Origin of the sequence: Dactylosporangium sp. NPDC049525, from assembly GCF_040676755.1 — a bacterium.
Classification (GTDB): Bacteria; Actinomycetota; Actinomycetes; order Mycobacteriales; family Micromonosporaceae; genus Dactylosporangium.
Window position 1 is genome coordinate 85,002 of sequence record NZ_JBFAPO010000043.1, and the last position, 17,819, is coordinate 102,820.

General features: G+C 74.5%; 13 protein-coding genes. 4 read left to right on the top strand and 9 right to left on the bottom strand.

All coding sequences use genetic code 11. The features are described 5' to 3' along the window. Positions 1-84 precede the first annotated feature (84 nt). Entirely contained in the window at positions 85-2,418 is a 2,334-nt protein-coding gene (locus AB0K00_RS40860; RefSeq protein ID WP_363532624.1) for a GTPase-associated protein 1-related protein, read from the top strand. Here the strand turns inward: AB0K00_RS40860 and AB0K00_RS40865 are convergent. From AB0K00_RS40865 to AB0K00_RS40875, 3 genes are all read right to left on the bottom strand, one after another. Further along, positions 2,393-4,552, bottom strand: a complete 2,160-nt coding sequence (locus AB0K00_RS40865; RefSeq protein WP_363532627.1) for a rod shape-determining protein — start codon at positions 4,550-4,552, stop codon at positions 2,393-2,395. The two genes, AB0K00_RS40860 and AB0K00_RS40865, sit on opposite strands and share 26 nt — an antisense overlap. Before the next feature lie 69 nt (positions 4,553-4,621). Beyond that, complete coding sequence (locus AB0K00_RS40870; RefSeq protein ID WP_363532630.1) at positions 4,622-5,716, bottom strand: nucleotide disphospho-sugar-binding domain-containing protein; 1,095 nt, start codon at positions 5,714-5,716, stop codon at positions 4,622-4,624. Between the two features lie 10 nt (positions 5,717-5,726). Then, the gene (locus tag AB0K00_RS40875; protein WP_363532660.1) at positions 5,727-5,984 is read right to left on the bottom strand and encodes a MerR family transcriptional regulator; all 258 of its coding nucleotides are present in this window, start codon (positions 5,982-5,984) and stop codon (positions 5,727-5,729) included. 545 nt (positions 5,985-6,529) lie between these two features. Here AB0K00_RS40875 and AB0K00_RS40880 point away from each other — a divergent pair. Further along, entirely contained in the window at positions 6,530-7,387 is an 858-nt protein-coding gene (locus tag AB0K00_RS40880; protein WP_363532632.1) for a S41 family peptidase, read from the top strand. A gap of 16 nt (positions 7,388-7,403) precedes the next feature. Here AB0K00_RS40880 and AB0K00_RS40885 read toward each other — a convergent pair whose 3' ends face one another. The 6 genes from AB0K00_RS40885 to AB0K00_RS40910 form a co-directional block, all read right to left on the bottom strand. After that, positions 7,404-8,753 (bottom strand): glycosyl hydrolase, encoded by a 1,350-nt coding sequence (locus tag AB0K00_RS40885; RefSeq protein WP_363532635.1) that lies wholly within the window; start codon positions 8,751-8,753, stop codon positions 7,404-7,406. 108 nt (positions 8,754-8,861) lie between these two features. Further along, a complete protein-coding gene (locus AB0K00_RS40890; protein WP_363532638.1) occupies positions 8,862-10,094 on the bottom strand; it encodes an endo-1,4-beta-xylanase in 1,233 nt (410 codons plus the stop codon). After that, positions 10,091-10,762: a polysaccharide deacetylase family protein gene (locus AB0K00_RS40895; RefSeq protein WP_363532640.1), complete on the bottom strand. Its 672-nt coding sequence runs from the start codon at positions 10,760-10,762 to the stop codon at positions 10,091-10,093. Before AB0K00_RS40895 ends, AB0K00_RS40890 begins: the two co-directional genes overlap by 4 nt. A 133-nt stretch (positions 10,763-10,895) precedes the next feature. Then, positions 10,896-13,055 carry an Hsp70 family protein gene (locus AB0K00_RS40900; RefSeq protein ID WP_363532643.1) on the bottom strand — a complete coding sequence of 720 codons (2,160 nt, stop codon included), beginning with the start codon at positions 13,053-13,055 and terminating at the stop codon, positions 10,896-10,898. A 76-nt stretch (positions 13,056-13,131) separates the two neighbouring features. Next, complete coding sequence (locus AB0K00_RS40905) at positions 13,132-14,019, bottom strand: PfkB family carbohydrate kinase (protein WP_363532646.1); 888 nt, start codon at positions 14,017-14,019, stop codon at positions 13,132-13,134. A gap of 32 nt (positions 14,020-14,051) precedes the next feature. Then, positions 14,052-15,731 (bottom strand): family 16 glycoside hydrolase, encoded by a 1,680-nt coding sequence (locus AB0K00_RS40910; protein ID WP_363532649.1) that lies wholly within the window; start codon positions 15,729-15,731, stop codon positions 14,052-14,054. 247 nt (positions 15,732-15,978) lie between these two features. Between AB0K00_RS40910 and AB0K00_RS40915 the strand changes: the two genes are divergently transcribed. After that, on the top strand, positions 15,979-16,725 hold the full coding sequence (locus AB0K00_RS40915; RefSeq protein WP_363532652.1) for a MerR family transcriptional regulator: 747 nt from the start codon (positions 15,979-15,981) through the stop codon (positions 16,723-16,725). Continuing rightward, complete coding sequence (locus AB0K00_RS40920; RefSeq protein WP_363532655.1) at positions 16,722-17,573, top strand: hypothetical protein; 852 nt, start codon at positions 16,722-16,724, stop codon at positions 17,571-17,573. The genes AB0K00_RS40915 and AB0K00_RS40920 overlap by 4 nt, the downstream gene beginning before the upstream one ends. Positions 17,574-17,819: the final 246 nt, after the last annotated feature.

The following is a 17,819-nucleotide window of genomic DNA, read 5'->3' on the forward strand; positions in this document are numbered from 1 at the left end:
ATCGGGGCCGTGCCGCGAGGCGCTCTGACGGACCGGTCCGTCAGAGAGTCTTGGGACGGTCCGGCCAGGGATGGGAGCGACGGCATGGGCGACGACGCGCGTCATGAACGGCCCGCGGCCACGGGTACGCCCCGGCTCGAGACCCGCATCCGTACCGGGAGCCGCCCCCCGCGAGCCGCGGCGCCGCCGGTCGTGCGCACGTTCCTGCTGTACGAGCCGCCGGCGCCGGCCCCCGGCGGGCCCCACCCGGCCTCGTTCGGGCACCTCGTGGCCGACGGCTCCTACGCGACCACGGTCGGGCGGGACGCCGGCAAGGGCAGCCACGTCACCCACGGCATCGTCACCAGCGACCCCGCCGGCTACGGGTCGCTGCGCCCGGCGCAACTGTTCGGCGCCCCGTTCTGGGCCGCCGCCGGTACCCCGGGCGACCCCGTGACACGCGAAGCCATGACGACCACGCTGACCCCGTCCCTGATCCGCGAGTGCGTGCTGACCCAGCCGGGCGGCGCCGCGATGCTGCTGGCGCTGGTGTCGGCGCTGGAACGGGCCGACCTGCCGGGCGACACCCAGGTGGTCCTCGTCGGCGCGGAGGTCCCGCGGATCGTCGAGTGGCTGGTCGCCGGCACGCTGCTGCTGCCCCGCGCACGGGCGCTCGCCCTCGGTTTCAAGATCTTCGCCGGTGACCCGGCCACGGCGGGCGTCCCGGTCGTCGGCGTGCACCCCGACGACGCCGCCGACCTCACCGCCGACGCGGCCGAGCACGCCGGCTACACCGTGTTCGACCTGCCGACCGGCGCGTTCACCGACACGACCCCGACCGCGCACGCCCTGCGGTGGGTCGGGCTGTTCCTCGAGCACGACCCGAAGGACGTGGTCGACGCCCTCGACGTCGCCGTGGCCTGCGGGCTGGAGCCGCCGGAGGCCGCCGCCGCGCTCGGCCTGGCCGCCGTCCTGGGCCGGGAGCCGGACCAGCGCCACGCCGAGGCGGTCGCCGGGTGGCTGCGGACCGGGCCCGCGGATCTGCGCGACAGGTACGCCGGGCCGATCGCCGCGACCTTCGCCGGGTCGGTCCGGGCGTGGCCGCTGCCGGTCCTCGAGCTGCTCGACGCGGCCGGCTGCGACGAGCTCATCCCCGGCCGGGCGGCCGCGGTCCGGCTGGCGCTCATCCGCGGCGAGACCGACGCCGCCGCGCTGGGCGCCGAGGTCCGCGACCGCGTGCCGCCCGCCCTGCCCGCCGGCGAATGGACCGCCGGGGACGCGAGCACCGCCCGTCGGGTCGTGCTGGCCGCTCTCAACGCCGGGCCGGCACCCACCGGGTACGAGGCGCTGCTGCGGGTCGCGGCCCGCTACGGCATGGCCGTCCAGCCGTCGGACCTCGCCGACCGGGGACGCGACCTCGTCGAGTTCTGGGCCGACCACCCGGACGCCGGCTACGACCCGGACCGCTGGCCGTGCGGCGACCGCCTCGCGCAGGCGCTCGTCGACGAGCTGACCCGCCGGGTCAAGGCCGTCCCGGGGCGGCGGCGCGACGTCGGCGCCGGCTGGTGGCAGTGGCTGCTGCCGCGGGTCGACTCCCTGGAGCCGCCGCTCGCCGAGGCGGTCCTGGCCGGGGCCGTCCTGCACAGCGAGGACCGCGCCGAGTTCGTCGAGCGGCAGCTGACTGAGGCGGGGCGCAACCCGGACCATTTCATGTGGACGGCCGCGGCGCTGTGGGGGCTCACCCCGCCGACCGCCGACGAGCTGCGCCTGGTCAAGCGTCTCGCGCCGGAAGGGGTCGTGCTGCCACCGGCGGCCCTGGACGGTCTCGTCGGCCGGCTCGTCGGCGACGCGCCCCTGACCGACGAGGACCTGGAGGTCGGCCACCTGCTCGTCGACGCCCGCCTCGTGCCCCGGCACCGCCTGCTGTTCCAGTTGCTCGCCGACGACCGGGTCCTGCGCACCGTGGTGCAACGGCTGACCGCCGGACCCGCCGGCGGGCCGGGCCCGACCATCGCGCTGCTGCACGAGATCGAGGAACTGCCGGCGCGCCTGGTCCGGCTGCGGGCCGCCGCCGTGGTCGCGGCCCTGGCCCGCAGCGCGCCGCCGCGGGAGCTGCTCGCGGTGCTGCGCCGGCACCCGGGCATCGTCGAGCACTACGTCGCGCTGCTCAGCGACCTGCTGCGCAAGGCCGGCGACGAGCGGCACGCGGTCATCGCGTACCACCTGATGCACAACGCCGAGAGCCGTGGTCTGCGTCCGGTCCTGTCCGCGCCGGTGCTGCGGTGGGTGACCCGCGCGTCGAGCCGGCAGCTGCAGCGGGTCGGCGAGCTCATCGCGGCGTTCGGCCCGGCGTGGTCCGCGTCGTGGGAGGGCTACCTGGAGCAGGTCCGGTCACAGCGGCGGATGAACCGCCTCATCCACCCGTTCGGCGGCCTCTGACGGGCGCCTGCCGCCGTCCGGCGGGGTTCGCGGTGTGGCTCGCGGCGAGGTTCGCGGTGGTGAGCAGGGTCAGCAGGATGACCGCCAGCCAGAAGCCGGGGCCGGTGCCGACCATGTCGTCGGCGGTCCTGCCCTCGGGCATCCGGCTCTGCTCGAGGACGGCGGCGGCGAGCCGGTCGGTGACGAGCGCCTGTCCGGCGGCGAGCACGAGCACGGCCAGGGCGGCGAGGGCGGCGGTCACGGCCCGGCGGCGACGGTCCCGGCCGAGGGCGGTGGCGGCGAGGGCCGCGGCGAGCAGGAGCAGCGCGGCGACGTACGCCGGTTGCGGGGCGAGCCGGTCGGGGCGCCACTGGTCGGGTGGGCGCAGCTGGTCCTTCCGGACGGCCGGGGCGCCGCCGGACGCGAGGTCGAACCCGGTGTACTCGCTCGTCCCACCCGGCTGCGCCCGGCCGTAACCGTCCGGGAGCCCACAGGAGACGGTCGCGAACGGCAGCGCGAAGCAGAGCAGCACCAGCAGGACCGTTGCAGGGCTGCGCCACCGCCGCCGCAGCGGAGTGCGCGGCGGCGCGACCGGCGCAGCAGGTGCGGGTGCGGGTCCGGCGGCGGGCTTGACGTCCGGAGCGGTGGCCGCCATGGCGTGCAGGGCACCTTCGGCGACGACGGTCTCGGGGCGTTCGACGGTGGTGGGTGCGACGCCGAGGCGGGCGTGCAGGAGCCGGGCCAGCAGCGGCAGCCGGCTGCCACCGCCGACCAGGAAGACCGCGGCGAGCTCCCCGGCGGGCGCGGCGGGGAGGGCGGGGTCGGCGACTGGCGGGGCGGCGCTGCGGCCTGGCCGGCGGTCGCCCACGCGGTCGCCCGCCGAGTCGCCCAGCGGGCCGGGTCGGTGGGCGAGACGGCGGTCGGTCAGACGGTCGCCCGGGGAGTCTGCCAGCGGGTCGGATCGGACGTCGGCCAGGCGGTCGGCCAGGGAATCGGCAAGCGGATCGGATCGGACGTCGGCCAGGCGGTCGGCCAGGGAATCGGCCAGCGGGTCGGATCGGACGTCGGCCAGGCGGTCGGCCAGAGAGTCGGGTCGGCGGTCGGTCAGGGCGGCGGCGGTCAGGGTGGCGGCGAGGTCGGCGATCGGCGCCAGCAGCGGTGCGGCCGCGGCCTCGAGTTCCTCGCGGGTCAGGTGCGGGTCGGAGCGGCAGCCCGGCACGTGCACCGGCGCGACGCTGAGCCGTGACAGGCTCTCCTTGGCGGCCCTGACCTCCTGCCACAGCAGGAGCCGGTCCCGGCGGTCCGCGGCGGTCACCGGTGCGGACAGGCGCTGCCACACGTCGGGCTCGGTCGCGGACACCACGTCGCCGAGGACGCCGACCAGGGCCGCGTCGACGTCGAGGCCGCCGACGTCCAGGCCGCCCTGCGCGATCACCTGCCCGTCGCGGACGACGGCGAGGTCGGCGGTGCCGGCGCCTAGGTCGACGACCAGCAGCGCCGCGCCCGGTGGCAGCTCCCGTGGGCGCGTCGCGGTGAAGTACGCGGCGGCCGCGACGGGTTCGCTGACGAACTCCACCGCGCCAAGCCCGGCCCGCGAGGCGGCGCAGGCAAGCACCTCCCGCCGCGGCGCACCCCACCCGGCCGGCACGGTCAGCACCACGGAGCCCTGGCCCGCCGCCCCAGCATCCGCGGACGGCGTCACGGAGCCCGCGACCGGCACCACAACGCCCGCGGCCGGCACCGCAGCCCCCGCGGACGGCGTCACGGACCCCGCGACCGGCATCGCAGCACTCTCGGGCGGCACCGCAGCAACCGCGGACGGCACCGCAGCACCCGTGGGCGGTGTCCTGGGGACGCGGGCAGCGACCGCGGCGAGCACCGTGGCGAGGGCGTCGGTCACGGCGACGGCGTGCGGGCCGAGCAGCACGGTGCCGTCGTCGATCCGCCGTTTCGGGTTGGGTTCGAACGCGGCCGGGTCGGCGCGTGCCAGGCGTTCCGCGTCGAGGCCGGCGACCAGGACCCCGCCGGCGCCGGCGTGGACCGCCGAGGACAGCTGCTCCCGGCCGTCGAACAGCACCGGCCGGACCTGGCCGTCGTCGCCGCGCAGCACCGCGACCGTGTTCGAGGTGCCGAGGTCGATGGCCAGCCGGTGCACGACCGCAGCGTACGCCGCGGGCCGATCGACCGCCTCCCATCCATGCGGCCACCGCGACCGCGGGGACGCCTATGCGGTCAGCAGCGCCGCGACCTCGTCGGGGTGGGGCCGGGCGGCGATGCTGGTGCGGAACCTGCCGGCGGTCGTCCGCAGCCCGTAGTCGGACAGCAGCCGGTGCAGCTGGTCGGCGGTGATCGCCGCGGCGGACATCGCCCAGCCGGCGCCGGAGCGCTCCACGACGCCGGCGTTGTGCCGGCGGTCGCCGGGGCCGGGGACGACGAGCTGCGGGATGCCGGCGGCGAGCGCGCCGAGGACGGTGCCGGCGCCGCCGTGGTGCACGACGGCGGCGAGCGTCGGCATGAGCGCGTCGAGGGGCACCCAGCCGGTGGTGAACACGTTGCCGGGCAGGCGGGCGGGCAGTCCCGGCTCCGGCCGGACGAGCAGGATGTCGGCGGGCACGTCGGCGGCGACGGCGACGACCGCGCGCATGAGGCCGCCGCTGCCGGGCCCGTCGACGGTGCTGCGGGACACCACGATCCGTGGCCGCCCCGCCGGGCCGGGGAACGGCTCGGACAGCTTGCCGACCGTGGCCGGCAGGTGCCGCATCGGTGTGCCGCCGCGCTCCCCGACCAGCTCCGGCGGCGCGATCTGCACGGCGGTGACCGGCTCGGGCAGGGCCTCGACGCGGTGCCGGCGCAGCGCCGGCCCGGCGGTCACGGCGGCGAGGACGGCGCCGTCGAAGAGGTTGTTCTCGTGGCGGACCGCGGGGATGCCGCGCCTGGCGGCGACGACCGCGCCGGCGACCGCGAGGGGTTCGTACACGACCAGGTCCGGCCGGAACCGGTCGGTGAGCGACGCGACGCCGTCGACGAGCCGCTCGTTGACGGCGCCGAACAGCAGGGCCACGCCGCGCGTGCCGGCGGTGCCGGCCAGTTCGGCACGGGCGGTCAACGGGTGGCGCAGCATCATCCGCCGCGCCGTCCGGCCGAAGGAGAAGCCGGGCGCCACGTCGCTGACGGGCAGTTTCAGGGCCCGGCCGGCGGTGAGCGCGTCGGCCGCGGTGGCGACGAGGACCTCGTGCCCCGCCCGACGGAAGGCCTCGGCGAGCGGGACGAGCGGCAACACGTGGCCGAGCAGCGGCGCGGACACGAACAGCACACGCATGCGGTCGACCTTAGTCGATCTCCGTCAGGCGCTCCCGGTTGATGCGCAGCGCCTCTTCGAGCTGGTCCTCGAGGATGATGATGCGGCAGGCCGCCTCGAGGGGGGTGCCGCGGTCGCACAGCTCCCGGGCCCGGATCGCCAGCCGCAGCTGGTACTTGGAATACCGCCGGTGCCCGCCGGGCGAGCGCAGCGGGGTGATCAGTTTCAGCTCACCGAGCCGGCGAAGGAAATCGTGCGAGACGCCGATGATGGCCGCGGCGCGGCCCATGGTGTAGGCGGGAAAGTCATCGTCGTCCAGCGGGTGGTCCTGTTGTGCCACGTCACCTCCACGTCGAGGGCCCCGGCGCTTGTGCACCGGGGCCCAGGGTTTTGGGTCTAAACACCATCTACCAGCATGAATGCCGGATTGTCATGTCCACATCTGGCGCGAGTTGCGGCGCCATCAGCAGGGATCGCATCTATCAGACCGAAGACCACCTCTCGTTCGATGGACACTGCGGTGCTCGCCGGACCTCGTTGCACGATCCACGGCGGGCGATCCAACGGTGTGAACCCTCCCCTTCCTCTCGTCACTTCTCACTATCCTTGCCGAACGGAGTCGCAGCCAGTCGCGCGGCTCTGTCCCTTCGCCCTCGGAGGGGGCGGCTGCGTCAGCATGGTTTGCTGTCTCTCTTGACCCCTGAAACGCTACGCCCCATCGCCACGAAAATCTAGTTCCGGCGTACCAGATTTTCCGGGACCACCCGTTCGGGTTCGCCGACGGCGTAGGGCTCGGGTCACCCCCGCGCGGTGGTCCTGATCTACGGTCAGATCATGACCACCGTCCGTGACGTCACCGTCCGGCTCACGGGCTGGCTCGACCGGCTCATGCCCGCCGGCGACCGTTGGGCCGCGCTCACCGCTGAGCTGGCCTGGTTCCGCAACGACGACCGGCCGGTGACCGCCGAGCTGTGCGCGGAGATCGAACGCGCCGCCTGGCGGGTGTCCCGGCACGTGGCGCTGATCTACGAACCGGGCGGCACCGCCCCGCCGGACAGCGAGGCCGGGCAGTGGCCGCGGCAGGACCCGGCGGCCGTGCGGGCCCGCGCCGCGTCGGTGTCGCAGTCGCGCCGGCTCCCCGACGGCACCGCCCTGATCCGGATCGACGGCCTGGACGAGGTGGGTCTGGCCCAGCCGTACGTCGACGCCGCGTTCACCCTCGCCCGCGGCGCCGACCGCCTCATCCTCGACCTGCGCGCCAACGGCGGCGGTGACCCGGCGACGGTCGCGCTGATCGCCGGGTGGCTCCTCGGGGACGAGGCGGTCCAGCTGTCCGAGGTGGTCGACCAGCACGGGCGCCGGCAGTGGTGGACGCCCGACCGGCCGCGCGGCAGCGCACTGCTGGAGGAGACGTGCGTCCTGGTCAGCGCCGCCACGTTCTCCTCGGGTGAGGCGCTGGCATATCACTTGAAGGCCCGCGACCGGGTCCTGGTGGTGGGCGAGCCGACGCCGGGAGCGGCCGATCACGTCCTGCCGGTCCGGCTCGCCCCGACCGTCCTGGCGCACGTGCCGCGGGCGTACGTCGTGGACACCGTCACCGGCGGGAACTGGGAGGGCACCGGGGTGGTGCCGCACGTGCGCACCACGGCCGATCAGGCCCTGGAGACGGCGCTCACCGTCATGGACCGGTGAGCGCCGTCAGGGCCGGTCAGCCGGCGGCGCGGTACGCCTCACCGGCGGGCGTCGGCGTCGTGCCGTCCTTGTACAGCCCGTACGGCAGGGAGTCCCCGACGGCCGGCAGCGAGAACCAGGCGTAGCGCTCGATCCACGACGTGGCCTGCATGGACGTCGTGGTCGCGGTGATGAACGCGGTGATCTGCGCGGTGGTCGGGTACTTCGGCGTGCCGGTGAAGTTCATCAGGCCGTACTCGGTGACCCAGATCGGCAGGTTGTACCGGTCGTGGACGGCCTTGAGGTAGCCGGCGAACTGGCCGGCCGCGGCGGCGCTGAAGTCGGAGCCGTACCAGTGCAGGGTGATGAAGTCGACCCGCCGCTGCTGCTGCCGGGCACCGGTCATGAACCGGTCGAGCCACCCACCGGGGGTGTTCCCGCCGTACGCGACGGCCGGGCTGCCCAGCCGCATGCCGGTCGCCTCGAGCCGCGGCCACAGGCTCAGCGCCTGCTCGACGCTCATGTTGGCCTGGCCGGCCAGGTCCGGCTCGTTGAAGCCGAGCAGCACGGTGCCCTCGCTCTTCGCCTTGGCCAGGGTCGCGTCGGTGACCGAGGCGGCGCCCCAGATCATCGGTACGAACTCCGCGCCGGCGGGCATGCTGTCGTTGCTGGGCGACCAGTTGTAGTACCAGCCGGCGCCGACGTTGGTGACGGCCGAGGACAGCCCGGTGAACGCCCAGGTGCTGACGCCCTTCTTCTTCGCGCCCGGCACCGAGGGAGCGGGCGAGGAGGGAGCGGGCGAGGAGGACGAGGCCGGCGACGAGGACGGCGCAGTGCCGCCGGGCAGCTTCCAGGCCTGGTTGGCGCCGCCGGTGCACGCCCAGATCTGCAGCCGGGTGCCGTTGGCGGAGCTGTTGCCGCTCGCGTCGAGGCACTTGCCGGAGCTCGGGTTGACGAGGCGGCCGGCGCTCGCCGTCCACCGCTGCGCGCCGGTGCCGTTGCAGGCGTACAGCTGGATCTTCGCCCCGTCGGCGGTGGAGGCCCCGGTCACGTCGAGGCACTTGCCGAGCGCGCGGACGCTGCCGTCGGACTCGACGGTCCACTGCTGCGCGCCGGTGCCGTTGCACGTCCACAGCTGCACGGCGGTGCCGTTTGCGGCGTTGGCGCCGGCGACGTCGACGCACTTGCCGGCGATGCCGGTGATCGGGCCGGCGGTGGCCGCGAGGGCGTTGGTGAGCCCGAGCACGCCGAGCGCGGCCACGACCGCGGTCGACACGATGATCGCGAGGGTGCGGCGGCGCGGGCGCCGGCGGGCGGCCCGGTGAGCGGGCGGTGGGGCGGTCGGGTGGGGCGTCATGCGCTCAAGCTCGCCGATGCGCTTCGGCATCGTCAACCTGAGGACGGCGACTTCATCAAAGCCTAAGACAAACTTGAGAGAGCGCTCTCCGAACCCTGTCCGGCACCGCCGCCGCGCTGCCGGACAGGGGGCTCGGTGTCAGCGTCGCGGCAGCTGCCGCGGCGCCTGCGGGATGCGCTTGTCGACGAGGGGCGGGCCGGCCGCGGCCAGGTCGCCCTGCACGGTGCGCAGCGACTTCTTCGGGTTGTACGCGGCGTCCCACAGGCAGCCGGAACCCTCCGGCGGGTTCTTGAACCAGTTCGGGATCCACGAGTACTTGTCGGTGAAGCCCCACACCGTGAACGACAGGCAGTGCCGGTTCAGCAGGCACGCCTGCAGCAGCACGTGGTAGTTGTACGCCGCCGCCTGGTCCCGGGCGTTGACGTCGGCGCCGTTCGCGGCGAGGGTCGGGTCGTCGGCGTTCTTCATCAGGCTGCGCGCGTCGACCTCGGTGAGGGCGACCGCGAGACCCAGGTCGCTGAAGCGCTGCAACGCGTCGGCGACCTGGAAGACGTCGTAGTTGCCGTACTGCGTCGCAAGGTGCCCCTGGCTGCCGAAGCCGTCGATCGGCACACCGTCCGCCCGCAGCTGCTTGATCATGTTGTAGACGAACTGGGTCTTGTCGCCGGCGCCGCCGTCGCCGAACGCCTCGACGTTGTAGTCGTTGTAGAACAGCAGCGCCTTCGGGTCGGCGGCACGCGCGGTGCGGAACGCGTCGGCGAGGTACCCGGGGCCGAGCAGGTCGGCGAACTTCTGCTTGAACGACCCGGCGTTACCGCCGAGGTGGATGGCGCTGGGCGTCTCCCACGGGTCGCTGACCGCCTCGTTCACCACGTCCCACTGCCAGATCCGGCCCTTGAAGTGGGTCACCACGTCGGTGATGTGCTTCTTGAGCAGGGCCCGCAGCTGCGGCCCGTCGATGGAGCCGTCGTTGATGCCGTCGTTGAGCCAGCCCGGCAGCTGGCTGTGCCAGACCAGCACGTGACCGCGCACCAGCTGCCGGTTGCGCATGGCGGTGTCGATGAGCGCGTCGGCCGGGGCCCAGTTGTACGTGCCGCGGGTCGGCTCGAGGCTCTCCCACTTCATCGCGTTCTCGGCGGTGACGGTCGAGAACTGCGTGTCGACCGTCGTCTTGTACGTCGGGTCGGCGGCGTAGGCGGCCGGGTCGACCGCGGTGCCGAAGTACAGCCCGTGCTTGGCGGCGAGGGCCCGCAGGCTCTGGTCCTGCGGCTTCGGCGGCCGCGCGTCGTGCGCGGACGCGGCCACGGTGCTCAGCGAGCCGACCGCGACAACGGCCAGGACACTCGCGTTGATCAGTCTCCGGAATCTCATCCGTGCTCCGTTTCGTCAGGGGGTACGGCGGTCTGGGTGCCGGGCGGCCGGCGGCCGTCGGGGGCGACGGCCCGGCCGGTGGCGGGCGAGATCATGCCCGGGTGCAGGCCGCGGCTGGTGAGGTTCGCGACGATCTGCGGGATCGCGTCGATGGTCGTCCGATAGCCGTCGTGCATCAGGAGCACGCCGCCGGCCTGCAGGTTCGACGCGGCCCGCACGATCTGGGCGGTGCTCGCGCCGTTCCAGTCCTGCGAGTCGACGCTCCACAGGACCTCGGTGAGGCCGAGCTGCGACTCCATGGCTCGCAGGTTCGCGTCGGTCTCGCCGTACGGGGGGCGGAACAGTCTCGGCGCGGTGCCGGTGGCCTGCTGGAGGGCCTCCTGGGTCTGCGTCAGCTCGGCCGTGATCTGGGCGGTGCCGAGCTGGGTGAGGTGCGGATGGGTCCAGCTGTGGTTGCCGATCCACATGCCGGCCGACTGCTGGGCGCGCACGAGCGACGGGTTCGCCTGCGCCCGCCGGCCGATGTTGAAGAACGTGGCCCGCACGCCGGCGGACCGCAGCGCGGCCAGCAGCGCGCCGGTGGTCGACGGGTCCGGGCCGTCGTCGTAGGTCAGGGCGACGTATCCGTTGCCACCGTTCGGCGCGGCCTGCGAGGCGTCTGTGCGCATGCTTCACGTGCCTCCTGGGCGGCGGTGGCGGGAGCGCCGTCGATAGACTTCGACGGATCTGGTGCGCTCTGTTGATAACCGCCGGTTCCCACCCCGGGAACCATTTTCGGAAGCTTTCGAAAGGCCTTGACAGTTACGGCACGGTGACCGTGTTCGCTTCGATGAGCGCGACGAGGTCGGTCCAGTCCTCCACCAGCTGCGCCTGGTCGATGCGCGCGAGGCGACGCTGGGCGGCGCGGCCGGCGGTGGCGTCGTGCAGGTGCCGGCGCAGCACGTCGTCGACCTGGTCGATGGTGGTGTGCTCGCCGAGCAGGTCCTCGACGCCGTCCAGGTCCAGGTAGACGACCAGTTGCGCGCACAGGTCCCGGCAGCGGCAGACGAAGCTCGGCAGCCACCGCTGCGGCGGGCCGCTCAGGTGCTCGACCAGCAGCTCCAGGTCGAAGCGCAGGTCGTCGGCGCCGTCGTTGCGCACCTGCCACGGCGGCGTCGCGACGAGCCGGTCGGCGGCGTCCGTGGCCGCGTACCTGGCCAGCGCGAGGGTGTCGGCGAAGACCAGCAGCCGGCCGTCGGCGTCGGTGGGGAACACGTGCTCGACCACGTCGTAGCCGTCGCCCAGCACACCGCGCAGCGTCACGCCCTGCCGTCCCGGGGTGACGAACTCGAGCAGTTCGACGTTGCTGAGCGCGGCGCGGTCCTCGTTCGGCGGCGGTACCCAGCCCGCCGGCCCGACCGGCCGCTGCGCGGGCTGCGGCCAGTGTGCCGGCTGCTGCCACTGCGGCGGCTGCTGGGGTTGCGGCAGCGGGGGCTGATGCGGCTGCTGCCACTGTTGCGCCGGCTGCTGGGGTTGTGGCTGGGGCTGATACGGGCGCTGCCACTGCGGCGCCGGGAACTGCTGCGGCGGCTGGGGCTGCGGGGGCTGAGGCTGCTGCTGCGGGGGCTGGTGTTGCGGCGGGGGCTGCTGCGGCGGGGGCTGGTGTTGCGGCGCTGGGGGCCGCCAGGCGGGCGGTGCCGCGGGCGGGAACTGCGGCGCAGGTTGAAACTGCGGCACGGGCGGGGACTGCGGCACAGGCGGGAAATGCGGCGCGGGCGGGGAGGCCGGCACGGCACCGGACGTCTCGCCACCGCCGGAGATCGGCACCGGACCGGTCCAGCCGATCGGCCGCTGCCCACCCTGCGGGCCGGCCGGCGGCCCGTCCGGCCCGGCGGGCGCGAGTCCGGTCACCATGGGGTCGATGCTGCCGGCGGCGACCACCAGCTCCGGCTGGTCGATGATCGTCGGTGCCAGGCCGAGGGCCCGGTGCAGCATCGTCGCGACCAGCGGCATCCGGCTCGCCCCGCCGACGAGGATGACGGCGCCGAGGGGGCGCAGCGGCACCGGGCAGTCGGCGAGGGTGGCGGCGACCGCGGTGACGGTCCGCTGGATGAGCGGCGCCGCGAGCGCCTCCAGCTCCTCGCGGGTGACGATCTGGTCGGTGTCCAGCAGCGGCAGGTACAGCAGCGCCGAGCTCGTCCGGGACAGCATCTCCTTGGCGTTGCGCACGTCGTCCCACAGCTGCCGGCGGGCGGCCCGGTCGGCGACGGTGACGGGGTTGTCCAGCCGCGCCCACAGCTCGGGGGCGCCGGACCGGCGGCGCAGCAGGTCGACGATCGCGGCGTCGACGTCCTGCCCGCCGGTCTCGTCGAGCCCGGCGCTGCACAGGACCTCCATCCGCCCGCCGCCGGAGCCACCGGCGGCCGGCGGGGCGTGGCGCACGACGGCGACGTCGAACGTGCCGGCGCCCAGGTCGTACACCAGGAGATCGGCTGGACCGGGACCGTGCCGGCGCAGGTGGAACGCCGCGGCCGCGACCGGCTCGGGCACCAGCCGCACCGCCCCGGCGGAGGTGTCGAGCCCGGCCCCGGCGGCCGCCCGCAGCAGCGTGGCCCGCCGGCCGGGACCCCACGCCGCGGGGTGGCAGACGGTGGCGCCGGTGACGGCCGTGCCGCCGATGCGCTGCGCCTCGGTCACGACCCGGCGCAGCAGCGCGCCGAGCAGCGCCTCGACGCTCACCTCGGCGCCGAGCAGGACGGTGCCGTCGTCGATGCGGCGTTTCGGGTTGCCTTCGAAACGTTCCGGGCGGGCGCGGGCGGCGTACACGGCGTCGCGGCCGACGAGCAGCGCGCCGTTGTCGTCGGCGTAGACCGCGGATGGCAGCAGCGGCGCGCCGTCGAAGAGGACCGGCTCGGGCGGGCCGCCGCCGCGGCGCAGGAACGCGACGGTGCTGGACGTGCCGAGGTCGACGCCGAGCTCCACCGCCGCCCTCCCCCCGCTCTGTCCGCTCATCGAAGTCGGGTGCTCGCACGCTGTCAAGCCCGCCACGGCCGGCCCGTCAGGCGCGCAGTAGCAGGTCCTCGCGGCCGATCGGGTCGACGCGGGTGCTGGGCACGGTGCACGCGTGCGCCCCGGCGACGGTGCCGAGCCGGGCGCAGGTGGGCGCGGGCTCGCCCGCCAGGAAGCCGAAGAGGAAGCCGGAGACGAACGCGTCGCCGGCGCCGTTGGAGTCCACCGCCGGCGCGGGCAGCGCGGCGACCGGCACGTGCAGCACGCCGGGCGCGTCGCGGGTGAGCAGGTACGCCCCGGCGGCGCCGGCGGTGGCGACCGCGATGCGGGGGCGGCCCATCGCCAGGACGCGGCGCAGCGTGGCCGGCACGTCCGGCAGCGCCGCCGCGGACATGAACACCAGGTCGGCGCCGCGCGCGAACTGCTCGTGGTAGGCGTTCCCGCCGTCCCAGTCGTGCAGGTCCGTCGACACGGTCACCGGCAGCCCGGCGAGGACCCCGACGGCATGCTGGCACGGGTCGGTGATCGACACGTGCACGTGCCGGGCCGCGCCGGCGAGGTCCCGCAGCAGCGGCTCCGGGAAGCGGGCGGTGTCGTCCTGGCGGCTGCCGTCGTACAGCGACAGCCGCCGCCCGGACGGGTCGACGAGGTTCACCGCCCGCTTCGTGCCGGCCGGTGTCGGCACCGCGGTGAACGGCACCCCGTGCCGCTCGTGCAGGTCACGGACGAGCACACCCTCGGGGTCGTCGCCGAGCACGTCGAGGTGGGCGACGCGCAGCCCGAGCGCGTGCAGGCCGAGGGCGACGCCGTCGCCGGTCTGCCCGGCCCGGGTCCGGATCGCCGGCACCAGGTAGCTGTCGGCGAACGGCAGCGGCAGGCTCGGCACGGACACGACCGTGTCGACCCCGGCGCCGCCGAGCACCAGGATGTCGTTCATGCTTCAGACGGTACGGACCCCGGTTTACGGTTTTACGGGATGGTGTCCGCGCCTGCCACGCCGGCGCCGGCGGCCGGTGGGGTGGCCGACGCCGAGCCCGTCGCGACGCTGTACGGCGGCGGCGGGACCGAACCGTCGGCCCGCAGCCAGTCGCTCTGCGTGTTGCCGCTGCTGTTCGCCCGGGTGATGGTGGCGGGGTCGTAGAAGTTGCTCGCCGTCCACGTCAGGCGGGTGTCGCCGAAGTCCTGGGTGATGGTCTTGGCGCCCTTGACGTAGTTGCTCTCGGCGTAGATCTGGCCGCCGACGCCGAGGCCGAGGAAGTAGTCGGTGACGTTGACGTAGTTGGCGTAGACGTGGGCGTAGCCGAAGCGGACCCGCGGGTGGCGGGTGTTGGAGCCGTCCAGCCAGTTGTGGTGGTAGGTGACGTGGAGGTACCCGGTGTCCTGGGCGCCGTTGCCGTCGGAGTGGCCGAGCAGCATCGACTTGTCGGTGCCGGCGAACCGGTTGTACGACACCGTCACCAGGTCCGAGCCGCGCTTCACGTCGACGGAGCCGTCGTAGGCCGGGTAGAACGTGTTGTGGTCGACCCACACGTGGTGGGAGTAGCACTGCACGTTGACCGAGTCGTCGGCGGAGGAACGGAACGTCAGGTTGCGGATGATGACGTTCTGCACGTGGGTGAAGCTGTCCTTCTCCGCCGGGTCGCAGAGGTCACCGCCCCAGGCGACCTCGTCGGGCCCCCAGCCGTTGACGTCGAAGCCGAAGCCGCTGATCGTGGCCGTGGCGCCGACGCCGATGATGGTCTTGTTGGAGCCGACGTCGAGCATGTCGGCGCCCGCGCCGGTGATGGTGCCGGAGACCCGCACGATCCGCGGGGCGTCGTCGGCGACGGCCGCGGCGAGCTGCGCGTAGGTGGTGACGGTGACGGTGGGCCCGCCGCTGCCGCCGTTGGTGCCGGCGCGGCCGTAGCCGGTGAGGGTGGCGAACCCGGTGAGCCCGGCGCTGTTACCAGGTGTCCCGGTCGGTGATGCTGTCGGTGTCGGTGTCGGGCTGTTTTTTGTCGGGCTCGGGCTCGTTGGGCCGCTTCCGCCGGTGGTGACGCTGACGTCGTCGAAGGAGGCGGCCGCGTAGGACGTCTGCAGGCCGATCCGGCCGGCCGCCGAGACCGTGCTGGTCGCGGTGGCGACGGTCGCGCCGTCGACGGTGCCGCGCACCGTGCTGCCGCTGACCTCGATCGCCAGGGTGTACCAGGTGCCGGTCGCCACCGTGCGCGACACGCTGCCGAGGACGGTGACGGTGCCGCCGTTGACGGCCTGCAACTGGACGCGGTTGCCGGGCAGCAGCGCCAGCCGGTAGTACTTCGTCGCGCTGCCGGCCCGGGCGAGCAGCGCGGCGAAACCGGCGGAGCCCAGGTTCAGCGGCTTCACCCTTGCCTGGACGGTGTAGTCGGTGAGGGAGTTGGCGGCGTTGAACAGCCGGGCGTTCTCGCTGCCGGTGTTGGCCTGGTTCGCCACGCGCGAGCCGTCGGTGGTGACGGCCCAGGTGCCGCCCGACTTCGACCAGCCGCTGATGCTGCCGTCCTCGAAGTCGGCGCTGAAGGCGGTGACGGCGTTCGCCGTCTGGGCGAAGACGACGGCGCCGGCGGCGGCCAGCGCCACGGCGGCACCGGCGGACCACCACCTGCGGCGGCGGGAGGGCGATCGTGTGTCCATTGCGGACCTCTCTTGCCACGAAGGACCGCGGCCGCGCGCACCGGGCAGGGTGGCGGGACCGCAGGGGACGGCGGCGGGTCCGTGCGCCCTCCGGCGTGCCAGCGGCCGGGCGGTGGCCGCTGTCGGGGTGTGCACACCTTAGGAAAGCGCATTCCTCAGGCGTGACGGTAACCTCTGTTGCTGACGGCTGTCAATGTCAGCGGGGTACCCTTGACCTTGCCGCTACGTCAACGTTTCTACTGGACCCATGCGGATCGGTGAGCTCGCCGCGCTGGTCGGGGTGTCCACCCGCACCGTGCGCCACTACCACCACCTGGGCCTGCTGCCCGAGCCGGAAAGGCTCGTCAACGGCTACCGGGAGTACCGGCTGCGCGACGCCGTCGTCCTCGCCCGCGTGCGCCGCCTCGCCGAGCTCGGCCTGTCCCTCGACGAGATCCGCGACGTGCTCGCCGACGACCAGGGCCGCGAACTGCGGGAGGTGCTGCTGGACCTCGACGCGGACCTGGCCCGCCAGCAGGCCGCCATCGCCGCCCGGCGCGACCGGCTCGCCACGCTCCTGGCCCGCCCCGACCTCAACCCGGACTCGACCGTGTCACCGGACCTGGCCGCGGTGCTGCGCGACCTGCCCACCGGCGACTCCCCGTTCGGCGCGCTGGACCGTGAGCTGCTCGCGCTCGTCGACACCGGCGCCGACGAGGCCGCCCGGGCCGGCTTCGCGGACCTCCTGCGCCCGCTCACCGAGCCCGGCGCGCTGTCCCGCGGCCAGGCCCTGTACGCCCGGCTGGACGACCTCGCCGCCGCCGACCCTGCCGACCCCCGGGTCGCCGCCCTCGCCACCGACCTCGCCGCCCACCTCCCGGAGGGCATGGCCGCGGCGATGACCGCGACCGGCCCCGGCACCGACCGCTGGATGCAGACGATGACGCAGGAGATGTCCCCCGCACAGGCCGAGGTCTTCCGCCGGCTGCTGCTCGTGCTGCGGGAGCGCCCGTGATGCTGCGACTCGCCCGCGCCGCCCTCTTCGCCACCGTCCCCGCCGAGCTGCTGCTCGTGGTGCTGCTGGTGTCCGGCACCCCGCTGCCCCGGCTCCTGGTGGCGGCCGTGGAGACGCTCGTGCTCGCGGTCCTCGTCCTGGAGGCCGTCGCCGTCCTGCGCCTGTTCCGCGCCGCCCGCCGCCGCGGCCTCGACCGCCGCCGCGCGGCCCGCACCGCCTACGAGGACCTCGTCCCCGTCCAGGTCCGCCGGATCATGGGCTTCGACGCGAAAGGCATGCTGAGCCTGGCCCTGTGGCTCACCCGCCGCCGCCACGGCGTCCCACCCGGCGCCGTGCCCGTGCCGTACTTCGGCGCGCAGGCCCCCGCCCTGATCGTCTTCCTCGGCGCCATGGCCGTCGAACTGCTCGTCGTCGACATCGTCCTCCGCTCCGTCGGCGCCCCCACCGCCGTCCGCACCGTGCTGATCGTGCTCGACGGCTACTCGATCCTGCTGGCCCTCGCCATCATCGCCTCCTGCGTCACCCGCCCACACGTCATCTCGACCGACGAGATCCGCATCCGCTCCGGCGCCTTCTTCGACCTGCGCATCCCCCGCACGAACGTCGCCACGGCCCGCCGAATCCGCGGGTACGCCGAGAAGGGCACGATCCGCGTCGAGGGCGACGTGCTGACGGTCGCGGTGTCCTCACAGGCAAACCTCCTGCTGGAACTGACCACCCCGGTCACCGCGGTCCGCCCCCTCGGCGCCACCTGCGAGGTCCGGACCGTCCGCTACTTCGCCGACGACCCGGCCGCGGCTCTCGAGGCCTTCACCCGCACAACCCCAGCCACCCACCCACCCCATTGACCCAGCCACCCCGTCACCCGCCTTGCCGGGACAAGTCCGACGAACCGCAGCACCCCGAACAGACTGGCACGAGACAGACCGAGACGAGGCAGCGCGGAACGGGCACGGGCGGGGGTGGACCTGCGCCGACGCGGAACGGGCACGGGCCACGGGGTGGACCTGCGCGGACGCGGGACGGGCACGAGCGCGGGGCGGTACTGCGCGGACGCGGGACGGCACGGGGGCGGCGTGAGGCGGCACGGGCAC

Coding starts and splice junctions, on each gene's coding strand:
- AB0K00_RS40860 (WP_363532624.1), top strand. CDS start 85: ATGGGCGACGACGCGCGTCATGAACGGCCCGCGGCCACGGGTACGCCC.
- AB0K00_RS40870 (WP_363532630.1), bottom strand. CDS start 5,716: ATGCGTGTGCTGTTCGTGTCCGCGCCGCTGCTCGGCCACGTGTTGCCG.
- AB0K00_RS40875 (WP_363532660.1), bottom strand. CDS start 5,984: ATGGGCCGCGCCGCGGCCATCATCGGCGTCTCGCACGATTTCCTTCGC.
- AB0K00_RS40880 (WP_363532632.1), top strand. CDS start 6,530: ATGACCACCGTCCGTGACGTCACCGTCCGGCTCACGGGCTGGCTCGAC.
- AB0K00_RS40885 (WP_363532635.1), bottom strand. CDS start 8,753: ATGCCGAAGCGCATCGGCGAGCTTGAGCGCATGACGCCCCACCCGACC.
- AB0K00_RS40890 (WP_363532638.1), bottom strand. CDS start 10,094: ATGAGATTCCGGAGACTGATCAACGCGAGTGTCCTGGCCGTTGTCGCG.
- AB0K00_RS40895 (WP_363532640.1), bottom strand. CDS start 10,762: ATGCGCACAGACGCCTCGCAGGCCGCGCCGAACGGTGGCAACGGATAC.
- AB0K00_RS40905 (WP_363532646.1), bottom strand. CDS start 14,019: ATGAACGACATCCTGGTGCTCGGCGGCGCCGGGGTCGACACGGTCGTG.
- AB0K00_RS40910 (WP_363532649.1), bottom strand. CDS start 15,731: ATGGACACACGATCGCCCTCCCGCCGCCGCAGGTGGTGGTCCGCCGGT.
- AB0K00_RS40915 (WP_363532652.1), top strand. CDS start 15,979: ATGCGGATCGGTGAGCTCGCCGCGCTGGTCGGGGTGTCCACCCGCACC.